General features: G+C 30.0%; 13 protein-coding genes. 9 read left to right on the top strand and 4 right to left on the bottom strand.

Translation table 11 applies throughout. The features are described from left to right. Window positions 1-112: 112 nt before the first annotated feature. The 4 genes from ACVC2P_RS16950 to ACVC2P_RS16935 all read left to right on the top strand — a co-directional run bounded on the left by ACVC2P_RS16950 (window position 113) and on the right by ACVC2P_RS16935 (window position 2,925). On the top strand, window positions 113-1,078 hold the full coding sequence (locus ACVC2P_RS16950; protein WP_452599641.1) for an RHS repeat-associated core domain-containing protein: 966 nt from the start codon (window positions 113-115) through the stop codon (window positions 1,076-1,078). Between the two features lie 14 nt (window positions 1,079-1,092). After that, window positions 1,093-1,692, top strand: coding sequence for a hypothetical protein (locus tag ACVC2P_RS16945; RefSeq protein WP_452599639.1), 600 nt, complete (start codon window positions 1,093-1,095; stop codon window positions 1,690-1,692). Window positions 1,693-1,886: 194 nt separating this feature from the next. Beyond that, the gene (locus ACVC2P_RS16940; protein WP_452599638.1) at window positions 1,887-2,549 is read left to right on the top strand and encodes an IS1 family transposase; all 663 of its coding nucleotides are present in this window, start codon (window positions 1,887-1,889) and stop codon (window positions 2,547-2,549) included. 100 nt (window positions 2,550-2,649) lie between these two features. Further along, complete coding sequence (locus ACVC2P_RS16935; RefSeq protein WP_452599640.1) at window positions 2,650-2,925, top strand: RHS repeat domain-containing protein; 276 nt, start codon at window positions 2,650-2,652, stop codon at window positions 2,923-2,925. Here the strand turns inward: ACVC2P_RS16935 and ACVC2P_RS16930 are convergent. The 4 genes from ACVC2P_RS16930 to ACVC2P_RS16915 are packed head-to-tail and all read right to left on the bottom strand — an operon-like array spanning window position 2,922 to window position 7,215. Further along, window positions 2,922-3,581, bottom strand: a complete 660-nt coding sequence (locus ACVC2P_RS16930; protein WP_452599637.1) for a carboxypeptidase-like regulatory domain-containing protein — start codon at window positions 3,579-3,581, stop codon at window positions 2,922-2,924. The two genes, ACVC2P_RS16935 and ACVC2P_RS16930, sit on opposite strands and share 4 nt — an antisense overlap. Window positions 3,582-3,616: 35 nt before the next feature. Further along, the gene (locus tag ACVC2P_RS16925) at window positions 3,617-5,440 is read right to left on the bottom strand and encodes a GNAT family N-acyltransferase (protein ID WP_452599636.1); all 1,824 of its coding nucleotides are present in this window, start codon (window positions 5,438-5,440) and stop codon (window positions 3,617-3,619) included. Between the two features lie 45 nt (window positions 5,441-5,485). Beyond that, entirely contained in the window at window positions 5,486-6,736 is a 1,251-nt protein-coding gene (locus ACVC2P_RS16920; RefSeq protein WP_452599635.1) for an aspartate kinase, read from the bottom strand. Next, a complete protein-coding gene (locus ACVC2P_RS16915; RefSeq protein ID WP_452599634.1) occupies window positions 6,736-7,215 on the bottom strand; it encodes an N-acetyltransferase family protein in 480 nt (159 codons plus the stop codon). Before ACVC2P_RS16915 ends, ACVC2P_RS16920 begins: the two co-directional genes overlap by 1 nt. A gap of 154 nt (window positions 7,216-7,369) precedes the next feature. On the opposite strand from ACVC2P_RS16915, the gene fbp reads away from it, so the two are divergent. The 5 genes from fbp to ACVC2P_RS16890 all read left to right on the top strand — a co-directional run. Further along, complete coding sequence (gene fbp, locus ACVC2P_RS16910) at window positions 7,370-8,374, top strand: class 1 fructose-bisphosphatase (protein ID WP_452599633.1); 1,005 nt, start codon at window positions 7,370-7,372, stop codon at window positions 8,372-8,374. A 56-nt stretch (window positions 8,375-8,430) separates the two neighbouring features. Next, on the top strand, window positions 8,431-8,784 hold the full coding sequence (locus tag ACVC2P_RS16905) for a fructose 1,6-bisphosphatase (protein WP_452599632.1): 354 nt from the start codon (window positions 8,431-8,433) through the stop codon (window positions 8,782-8,784). 20 nt (window positions 8,785-8,804) lie between these two features. After that, a complete protein-coding gene (locus tag ACVC2P_RS16900; RefSeq protein ID WP_452599631.1) occupies window positions 8,805-9,623 on the top strand; it encodes a cell envelope biogenesis protein OmpA in 819 nt (272 codons plus the stop codon). After that, window positions 9,610-10,104: a Rab family GTPase gene (locus tag ACVC2P_RS16895; protein ID WP_452599630.1), complete on the top strand. Its 495-nt coding sequence runs from the start codon at window positions 9,610-9,612 to the stop codon at window positions 10,102-10,104. Before ACVC2P_RS16900 ends, ACVC2P_RS16895 begins: the two co-directional genes overlap by 14 nt. Before the next feature lie 12 nt (window positions 10,105-10,116). Further along, window positions 10,117-11,140 (top strand): sensor histidine kinase (locus tag ACVC2P_RS16890; RefSeq protein WP_452599629.1); only part of this gene is annotated, 1,024 nt, incomplete at its 3' end.

Here is an 11,140-nt window from a genome sequence, read left to right as displayed (position 1 = left end):
TTTTGGGGATAGTAATTCCAAATTTAATATTCTTAATAGAACAAAACGTTCTTTAAAAATACTGTAATAAAAGGAAGTAAAAGGGGTGGTTTTTTAGTGAAATAGTAAAAAAATCATCTTTAACTATTATCCTTTTGGTCTCAAACATGAGGGGTATAATAACAATGTTTCTGCTAATAGTAATTCTGTTGCGAACAAGTTTGGATATAACGGAAAAGAATTAGAAGAATCTCTAGGATTGAACTGGTTAGAATATGGAGCCAGAAATTATGATGTATCTATAGGTAGGTTTATGAATATAGATAGGTTTGCCGAAAAATATGAAAGTATAAACCCATATCAATATACTTTTAATAATCCTGTAAGGTTTATAGATGTTAATGGTGATTATGTTTACATTGATGATGGGGATAATAAGTATAGATACGAAAATGGTACTACCCAACACAAGGTTGATGGAAAATGGGTTAATATAGATAAGGATGTTAAATTATCTGATTACGCAAGAGGAGCTATCGCTCAAGTTGATGCACTTTCTAAATCTGGTAAGACAGGTAAGGGGTTAGTAGATTATTTCTCAGGAAGCAAATATGATATTACTATTAAAAAAGGTTCTAGAAATCAAGAAACAAATGAAGTAGTTACATTTAATCTAGATGATAAGTCATTAATTGCAACAACAGAAGGAGTTACAGGTTCGCCTTTTCATGTCACTCTGGGTCATGAATTAGCACATAGGCAAGATAAAAATATAAGAGGATTAGAAGCAACTAATAAATTATGGTATATGGATGGAAATAAAAGAGCTTCAGATTCTGAAATTTATGCTACACATATTGAAAATTTAATAAGGTCTGAAAGTGGATTGCCTTTAAGAACCCATTATGGAATAGGTATATCTATTGATAATAATAAAACTAGTTATTTTGGAGATGAAAAATCTAGGATTATAGACTCTAAAGGTAATAGCCGTTATTATGGAGCAGATGGAAAAAGAATATCACCAACTCCAAGTGTAGCTAAAGATGTTGATGGAGGAGAGATATATAAAAATAGGTTTAATTATAATAAAAATTAATAATAAAATACATTATGAATTTAATTAGAAACACACGTTTATCTTTAGTTTTTTTTATTTTAATAATGTCTTGTAAGGGACAAGAAATACCTATTCAAAAAGAATTAGAAACAAGTTTTGAAGAGTGTATTATTAGAACAAGGGAAGGAGAATCAAAAGAAGAAACTGAGCATTACTTAAATAATGATGCTAAATTCATATTGCAATCAAGAAAAGAATTTTTGTCAAACATTAAGTTGAGCAAAAATACTGAAATGAATATGGTAGAAATTTTTGATAAGCAAATGCCTACTATATATTCTGCAATTATAAAAATAAATTCGAGGCTATATTTTTTTAAAAAGAACATATCCTTAGTGAGTGAATTTAAAGAAATTGACTTTGATACTTTAAAAAAAGAGTATTCTACGATGGCCTGTATTTTAATAGAGATGGATAAACCAAAACCAAATAAATTAACAAAAAGTCCAGCAGAGGCTAGTTATCATTATTCAGTTTTTATTACAAAAATAAATAAGGATAATAACATTTTTACTTATATTCCAAATGATATTTGCATTATAGAAGATGCAAATTCATTAATTCATGAATCTATCCATAAGAAAAAACAATAATATAAAAGGGTAGTGTTGGTAGTGTTTCAAATTAAGACATACTAAAAATACAGAAGATAAATAATTGAAAAACAGTAGCTAGTAAAAATACTAGTTACTGTTTTTATACGTTCTTAGATATATTGAAAAAAGAGAAAGTTTGTTAGAGGCTTTAAAATAAGGATTCTTGAAACCGTTGTGTTTCAAAATAGGTCATGGTAAAAATATATTGTCCAGACTGTAATGGATATTCAATAAAAAGTGGATTTCAAAAAGGAAAGCAACGTTATAAATGTAAAGTTTGTAATAAGCGATTTCAATTAACATATACTTATAAAGCTTATAATGAAAATACTAATGGTTTAATTAAATCTTTACTAAAAGAAAGTTGTAGTGTTCGAGGTATTTCAAGGGTTTTAAATATTTCATGTGGAACAATTTTGTCAAGACTATTAAAAATAAGTAAGCAAATTAAAGTACCATACTTTAATAAGTTGGGGTGTAAATATGAGGTTGATGAAATGTGGAGTTTTATTGGAAACAAAAAGAATGTTACTTGGATAACTTATGCTTTAGAAAGAGAAACTAAAACAATTATTGATTTTTTTGTTGGTAGAAAAACAACAGAAAATATAAAACCTTTAATAAATAAGTTGTTGTTATTGCAACCTAAACGAATTTATACAGATAAGTTAAATATTTACCCTGCCTTAATTCCAAAAGCTATTCATAAACGCTTTCAATATTGTACAAACAAAATTGAGAGAATGAATTTAAATCTAAGAACTCATATTAAACGATTAAGTAGGAAAACAATATGCTTTTCAAGAAACAAAGTTTATCTTGAAGCACATTTAAGGATTTATTTTTGGGGATAGTAATTCCAAATTTAAAATTCTTAATAAAAGTAAACGTTCTTTAAAAATATTGTAATAAAAGGAAGGGAAAGAGGTTGTTTTTTAGTGAAACAGCAAAAAAATCATCTTAGATTACTATCCCTTTGGACTTAAACACAAAGGGTACAATAACGTAATTATTGGAGAACATCATCCGTATGGTTACAACGGAAAGGAAGAATCTAATGACCCGTTTGATTGGAAAACTCTAGATTTTGGTGCTAGAAATTATGACCCTGCTCTAGGACGTTGGATGAATCTTGATCCATTAGCTGAACAAATGCGAAGACACTCTCCTTATAACTATGCTTTTGACAATCCTGTATATTTTATCGACCCTGATGGCATGAAGCCCTAGTACACAGAGCGAAAGTAATACCATTTATCCTTATTATCTTCAACAGATTCTCGTATGCCTATACCCGAACCATAGTCTACAACAAACTCACTTAAATCGTATTTAATTTCGTAATCTAAAGCTTCATTTTTTATAATTATAGGCTGTTTGGCTTGAGCTGTTAATTGTTTTTCTTTGGAATTAAAGCGTAAAATAATATCGTCTTCATTTAGAATTTTGCAAGCTCTTGAGAATTTTGAAGAGCCTAAAAACTCTTTTCTAAACTGTTTTAATTTATAAGCTCTAGACCATTCATCTTTGTACTCAATGTAGACCTCATCTAAAGAACTAACATCTTCCGCTAACAAAACAGTATACTTTTCATTATACTTAGGACGCGGTATAACAATCGTTTTATAACCTATAAAAGAAATGACTATAGAAGCATTTATTTTATTGTCGTAATCGAAAGTAAATTCACCTTCAAAATTGGTAATTGTACCTACGGTAGTATTATCAAAATAAACAGAAGCTCCTGCAATAGGTTCTTTAGTTTTCTCATCTATTACTACACCATAAATACTTTTATTTTTTAATGTTGATTGATTACTTTGAGCAAAAGAAAAAACTATACACAAAAGGCATAGCATATTGGTTAATAGCTTGTGTATTTTCATAATATTTTATGTTGCTCTAATAAAGACATTAAAAGCTACTTTTCTTCTGTACTTCCAGAAAACTTGCGCTCAAGTTCCTCTTGGAACTCCTCCATCACAGGACGCACTGTACTGTCTGGTAAATCGGATATTTTTATATACATTAAGCCATCTACTGCATTATTAAATAATGGGTCCACGTTAAACCCAATTAATCTACAGTTTTGCTTAATGTATTTTTTTAACAATACAGGCAAACGCAATGCTCCTGGCTCTATTTCGTCTATGACTTTATCGAATTTATTTAAATCGGCAGCAGTAGAGTCGAAAACAAAATCTTTATCGGCATCATTTAATTTTACCTTAAATGCTTTTTTAGGATGCACGTATTGTGCTACATAAGGATCGTAGTAATGCGATTTCATAAACTCAATCATTAACGATTTTGAGAAATTAGAAAACTGATTACTAATACTTACACCTCCTATTAAATATTTATGTTCTGGAAAACGTAATGTTGTATGAACAATCCCCTTCCATAATAAAAATAAGGGCATTGGTTTTTGCTGATATTCTTTAATAATAAAGGCGCGTCCTAGCTCTAAGGACTCACTCATCATTTTATGAAGTTCTGGTTCGAAACGGAATAAGTCTTGAAGATAAAACCCATCCATTCCATATTTTTCAAAAATTTTAGCACCTAATCCCATTCTATAGGCACCCGCCATAACATTAGCTTCGCAATCCCAAAGAAACATATGGTGATAGTAACTATCAAACTTATCTAAATCTATGGCTTCATTAGTCCCCTCTCCTACAGCTCTAAATGTTATTTCTCTTAAACGCCCTATCTCTCTTAAAATGTTTGGTATTTTTTTAGCAGGAGATAAATACACTTCGTAATTTTTACTCTTTAAAAGTCTATTATCGTCTTCTCTAAGGAGTTCAACCTCCTTAATCATCAACTCTTTTTTTACTGGAGTAACAATTTTTTTAGGTGCTTTTGTTGGCTTGCTGTGTTTTAAAGTAGAAGATATGGTTTCTCTTAAATTTTCTTTTGGTTCAAAGGCATTAGATAGCATATACGTTTTCTTTCTTATAAATGCAGAAAAGTCTTCGAGCGTTTCATATGTGTTCTGGTCTTTAACAGAAATTGGTCTCCCTATTCTAACCTTTATAGTTCTTCGCTTTTGCGTTAATAGTTCTGAGGGTAGTTTTGCGGTTCTAAACGTATCACTAATTTTAGATAATTTATAAAATAGTTTACTGTTTTGGGCATGAAAATAAATAGGCACTATAGGCACATTTGCTTTTTGTGCCAATTTCATTGCTGCTTCTTCCCAAGGCTTATCTACAACTAGTTTTCCATCTCTATAAGTAGACACTTCTCCAGCAGGAAAAATACCTAAAGGATGCCCTTCTTTTAAATGCTTTATTGCATTTTTAAACCCAGCAATACTAGATTTAACATCCTTACGATCTTCAAAAGGATTTACAGGCATTATAAATGGCTTCATCGGCTCTATACGATGTAATAAAAAATTAGCAATAATTTTAAAATCTGGTCGCTTTTCTAACATTAATTTTAGTAACAAAATACCATCTATTCCTCCCAACGGATGATTAGATATTGTTATGTATGCACCATCTTTTGGTAATCGTTTTAAATCTTCTTCTGGAATTTCAAACTTAATTTGAAACTCTGCTAGAATAGCATCTAAAAACTCTATATTACTTAAATGTTTATTTCTATTATAGATTTTATTAAGAGTAGATATCTTTAATACCTTCATTAAAAGCCAACCAATAAAAGTGCCTATAAACCCGTATTTATTCAGATTTATTGCTTTCGATACTTCTTTAGCTGTTACTAACCCCATGCTTTATTTTTAGTTAATTTGATTTTTACAAATGTAACAAATACATTATTTAGTTACTACTTGTATTGTTTCTTGAAATAATTGCTTTAGTAATACGGTTTTACCTCTTTCTAAAGCCTTAATTGATGCATCATCATAATGCCTTATTGTATACAAAGAGACATTATCGTGGTATGTTACTTTAAACTTTGCTTTTAAATGTAACAATAGTTTTTCTAAATTATTATATGTATCATCAAAACACACCGAAAAACTTATCGCAGAATTTTGGATAACATCTACTTTCATTTTATATAATGCCAATAAATTAAAAATCTCGCTTATGTTCTCTTCTACTACATAAGAAAAATCTAATGTAGATAATGATAATAATACTTGATTTTTCTTTAAAATAAAACAAGGCACTTTAGGCGAAATACCTTTTGTTTTGTTTACTGTAGTTCCGCTGTTTTCTGGATTTAAAAAAGATTTTACATGTAGTGGAATTTCTTTTTGTTGTAACGGCTGTAGCGTTTTAGGATGAATTACCGAAGCACCATAAAATGCTAACTCAATAGCTTCTGTATACGAAATCGTGTTTAGTAGTCTTGTATTATTAAACACTCTCGGGTCTCCATTTAAAACCCCTGGCACATCTTTCCAGATGGTTACACTATCTGCATTTAAGCAATAGGCAAATATGGCTGCTGTATAATCACTTCCTTCTCGCCCTAATGTTGTTGTAAAATTATTACTATCACTACCTAAAAATCCTTGTGTAATATAAAGTGTCTCTTTATCTACAGCGTTTGTTATGTTTTGTTGTGTAATACTCCAATTTACATTAGCTCTCCTGTAATAATTATCTGTTTTAATACAGGTTCTAACATCTAACCAGTTATTTTTAATTTCTTTCTCGTTTAAATAATAACTTATAATTGTTGTAGAGACTAATTCGCCAAAGCCAATAACTTGGTCGTAAACAAAACTGTAATCTGGAGATTTATTGGTTTTAAAAAAAGTGTTTAGTTCTTCAAATAACAGATTTACTGCTTTAAAAACTTGATGCTCTTTATTTTCAAATAAATCTAGTAAAATTGCTTCATGAAATGTTATAACCTCATTAATTTTAAGTTGTAATTGAGACGGGGCATTAAAATACTTATCTATAACAACTTCAAAAGCATTTGTCATTTTCCCCATTGCAGAAACGACTATAAGTGTATTGCTATGCCCTACTTTTTGTAATACTTTAATAACATTTTTTACGCTATTAGCATCTTTTACAGAGGCTCCACCAAACTTAAATACTCTCATTAAATATTATTTATATAATTTTTTATAGCCTCTTCATTTAGCTGTACTACATCCCAATCTCTCATAACATTAGCGCCTTTCTTTTCATAAAATTTAATCGCTGGCTCGTTCCAATCTATTACTTCCCAGCCTACACGTTTAACTCCTAGGCTTTGTCCATACTTTACAACTTCGTTTAGCAAAGCAGTACCTAAACCGCTTCCACGCATACTATTACTTACTATTAAATCTTCTAGATGTAATGTTTCTCCTTTCCATGTAGAATAACGCATATATACTAATGCGATTCCAACAATTTTAGAGTTAGACTCTGCAACAAAACATTTAAATTTTGGCTGTACCCCAAAACCATCCTTTTGTAATTGTTCTACCGTAACTTCTACAGCAAGTGGCTCTTTCTCGAAAACAGCTAACTCAATAATTAAGTCGAGTACGGATTGCATGTCTTCCTTATTGGCCCATCGAATAGAAAAATCCATAATTATATAATTTGTATCAAATATAGTTTAAAGATACATAGCTTAATGTATTATTATAATACGAAAACGATGTAGTTTATTAAAAAATACGATATTTGCAAAGTAATAAATCTATACAATATAGATTTAGAAATAAAAAACAGCACTACTTTCTATGTCTCGAAAAAATCAAACTTTAGGAGAGTTTATTATCGAAAACCAATCGTCTTTTAAATACACTTCTGGCGAATTATCTAGGCTTATTAATTCTATTCGTTTAGCAGCCAAAGTTGTAAACCATGAAGTAAACAAAGCAGGATTAGTAGATATTATAGGTGCTGCTGGCGATACAAATATACAAGGAGAAGACCAGCAAAAACTAGATGTTTATGCTAACGATAAATTTATACAAACATTAACCAATAGAAATATTGTTTGTGGTATTGCCAGTGAAGAAGAAGATCATTTTATCTCTATAAATAGCCAAGACGAAAACAATCAAAATAAATACGTGGTATTAATGGATCCTCTTGATGGATCCTCTAACATAGACGTAAATGTATCTGTAGGAACTATTTTTTCTGTATTTAGGCGCGTTACACCTGTTGGTACACCAGTAACTATAGACGATTTTCTTCAAAAAGGAAATCAACAAGTTGCAGCTGGTTATATCGTTTATGGTACTTCTACAATGTTAGTATACACTACTGGAGACGGGGTTAATGGGTTTACATTAAATCCAGCTATAGGAACGTTTTACTTGTCTCACCCTAATATGGAATTTCCTGAAGATGGAAACATCTATTCGGTAAATGAAGGAAATTATATACACTTCCCTCAAGGTGTAAAAGATTATATTAAATACTGCCAAATGGAAGAAGATAACAGACCTTACACCTCTAGGTATATAGGATCTTTAGTGTCAGATTTTCATAGAAACATGATTAAAGGCGGTATTTATATGTATCCAAAAAGCTCTAAAAATTCTAATGGTAAATTACGATTATTGTACGAATGTAACCCAATGGCATACCTAGCTGAGCAAGCTAATGGAAAGGCTAGTGATGGTTTTACCAGAATATTAGATATAGAACCAACAGAGTTGCACCAACGTGTTCCTTTTTTCTGTGGAAGCAAGAAAATGGTTGAAAAAGTAGAATATTTCATACAGAGAAGTTAATAGTCCTTCTTTTATTCTAGTAATTTTCCTATTTTTACCTCACACAACAAATAACCATGGCGAAGCAGGAAAAAACTAATATAGATAGTAATAACATATCTGATCCATCTTCAAAAATTGATGCGATTAAGCAATTAATTTTTGGAGAGAACATACAGGAGTATAATTCTGAATTTGAAGCTGTTAAACAAGACATCCTTAATAAAAAACAGGAGCTTGAAAATTTAATAGACGATGTAAAAGCAGAATTACTTCAAAACATAGATAACTTAAGTACCGATATTAATATTCGAATAACTGAGTTAGAAAACTCTTTAGATGATAAAGCTGAAGCTTTAGACGATAAGAAACTTGATCGCAAACTGTTTGGCGACTTACTAATAAAACTTGGTGAGAAAATAAGTCAGTAATTGATTTTTTAAATCTCATTATGAATCAAGAGGATAAACTTAGTATACTTAAAGACATCTTACTTACAGATGAGCGCGAGTATGCCTCTAAGATTCAAAAAAAGATAGAACTACTAGAAGAGACTATTAACAAGCAAAAAAAACTATCTCAAAAAGTAGATCCTATAATAGATGATAAATTAGATGAGTTTGTTGCTGAGATTCCTAAAACATTAGGTCCTACTATAACAGAAACACTAAAATCAGAAATTAAAAATTCTCAAGATGCAGTTGTAGAAGCATTGTTTCCTATTATAGGAAAAATGATAAAAAAGTACATTCAGACCGAAATGCAGGTGCTGTCTGAGCAAATAAACTCTAAAGTAAATAATACCTTCTCTTTCGAAAACTTAAAACGTAAATTTAAAGCAAAGTTTAGCGGTGTTAGTGAAGGAGATTTAATAATACAAAAGGCATTAAAACCTAAAATAGAACAGCTACTAGTTATAGAAAAAGGATCTGGATTAATTATTTCAGAATATTCTAAAACAGAAGGAATAGAAGAAGATATGGTAGCAGGAATGCTTACAGCAATAAAAAGTTTTGTAGAAGATGCCTTTATTAAAGGAGACCAAGAATTACAATATATAGAGTACGAAGCTTACCATATACATCTGCAAAATTTCACTTCTTATTACATAGCAGTAATGATTTCTGGACCATTTAATGTTATATATAAAAGCGAACTAGAAGATAAGCTTCTAGATTTTGCAAAAAACCACATTAACAAAGACGACTTAGACGATAAAACGTCTTTTTCAAATAAATTAAAAGCATATTTCGACAATGAAGATCTCTAAAAAAATAGTACTACTAGGCCATTTTGGCGTTGGTAAATCGTCGTTAATTAGACGTTTTGTAGAGAACACCTTTACCGAAGACTATAAAGTAACCATTGGTGTACATATTTTAAAAAAAATGGTTGAAATACCAGAAGAAGGGAAAGATGTATCTCTTATTATATGGGACTTAGAAGGTAATGACGACATTAGCGCAACGAGACTATCGTACTTATTAGGCACAAATGGTTTTATATATGTATTTGATGTTACAAGACCATCTACTTACGAAAACTTAGAAGCCGACCTAGAGTTTATTAAAGACAAGCATAAAAATATTCCTGTAAAAGTTGTTGGCAACAAAAATGATTTAGTAACAAAAGAGTTCTTAAAACAGAACAACGGTAAATTTGGTCGTTTAACGAATTACTATACCAGTGCTAAGACAGGAAATAATGTTGAAGATCTTTTTAATACATTAGCCTTAGAGCTAATTAAATAACGATCGAAAACCATGTTAAACGCGTACAAAAAAGAACATGCAAAAGCAGTCATTCAATACTCTATACTAGATTTTAATGGTATTGTTTTAGAATCAGACCATGTTTTATTTCCATCAATAGAGCAAAAAAAAATCGCAGACGTTCACCCTTTTTTTGAATGTTTAGTACCGCTTTTAACAACCGAAAATGAAACTTTTACATTTTCGTGTATTCATTTAGAATATAAAAACGTAAAGATTATTGCAGATGTTATTTTACAAACGTTTAATAATACAAAAGCACCTTTATTAACAATACACGATTTAACAACACACTATAATAACTACCAAACAACAGCTCAAGTTAGAAACGAATCTGTAATACACTCTCAAATTTTAGAGCTAAAAAACGACTACTTAAAAGAAAAAGAAGATTTTAAAAACACTTTTATAGCTAATTTTAGCCACGAATTAAGAGATCCTTTAACAGGTATTATTACATTTACAGATATTTTAGAGCAATCTAATTTAAATCATCAGCAACGTGATTATTTAAACGTTTTAAAATCCTCTTCAGGATTTTTAAAAGATATGATAGATGATATTTTAGACCTCTCTAAAATAGAAGTTGGGAAATTAGACTTAGTTATAGAACCTTTTAATCTACATGAATTATTAGAAGATTTAAAACTAAACTGTATCGTAAAAGCAAAACAAAAAGGTTTGGAGTTTTATCATGATTTTGATGAAAACTTACCAAAAATTATTGGAGGAGACGTCCTAAGATTAAGGCAAGTACTAACAAATTTGCTTAACAATGCCTTTAAATTTACTAATGAGGGTAGCGTTACTTTTAATGTCTCTTTAAACCAAATTCGAGCACAAAAAGCAAGTATACATTTCGAGGTTATAGATACAGGTATTGGCATTAAAGAAGAAAATATTGAGCAGATTTTTAATAGTTTTACTCAAATAAACAATCAGGATTCCTACAGAGGTGCAGGGTTAGGGCTATCTATCTCTAAGTATTTAGTAGAACTAACTAAAAGCAAAATAA

The organism is Pontimicrobium sp. MEBiC01747 (genome assembly GCF_053601635.1).
Note: the sequence above shows the minus strand (reverse complement) of the source record. Positions and strands in the feature narration are given on the sequence as shown.

Coding starts and splice junctions, on each gene's coding strand:
- ACVC2P_RS16945 (WP_452599639.1), top strand. CDS start 1,093: ATGAATTTAATTAGAAACACACGTTTATCTTTAGTTTTTTTTATTTTA.
- ACVC2P_RS16940 (WP_452599638.1), top strand. CDS start 1,887: ATGGTAAAAATATATTGTCCAGACTGTAATGGATATTCAATAAAAAGT.
- ACVC2P_RS16930 (WP_452599637.1), bottom strand. CDS start 3,581: ATGAAAATACACAAGCTATTAACCAATATGCTATGCCTTTTGTGTATA.
- ACVC2P_RS16925 (WP_452599636.1), bottom strand. CDS start 5,440: ATGGGGTTAGTAACAGCTAAAGAAGTATCGAAAGCAATAAATCTGAAT.
- ACVC2P_RS16920 (WP_452599635.1), bottom strand. CDS start 6,736: ATGAGAGTATTTAAGTTTGGTGGAGCCTCTGTAAAAGATGCTAATAGC.
- ACVC2P_RS16915 (WP_452599634.1), bottom strand. CDS start 7,215: ATGGATTTTTCTATTCGATGGGCCAATAAGGAAGACATGCAATCCGTA.
- fbp (WP_452599633.1), top strand. CDS start 7,370: ATGTCTCGAAAAAATCAAACTTTAGGAGAGTTTATTATCGAAAACCAA.
- ACVC2P_RS16905 (WP_452599632.1), top strand. CDS start 8,431: ATGGCGAAGCAGGAAAAAACTAATATAGATAGTAATAACATATCTGAT.
- ACVC2P_RS16900 (WP_452599631.1), top strand. CDS start 8,805: ATGAATCAAGAGGATAAACTTAGTATACTTAAAGACATCTTACTTACA.
- ACVC2P_RS16895 (WP_452599630.1), top strand. CDS start 9,610: ATGAAGATCTCTAAAAAAATAGTACTACTAGGCCATTTTGGCGTTGGT.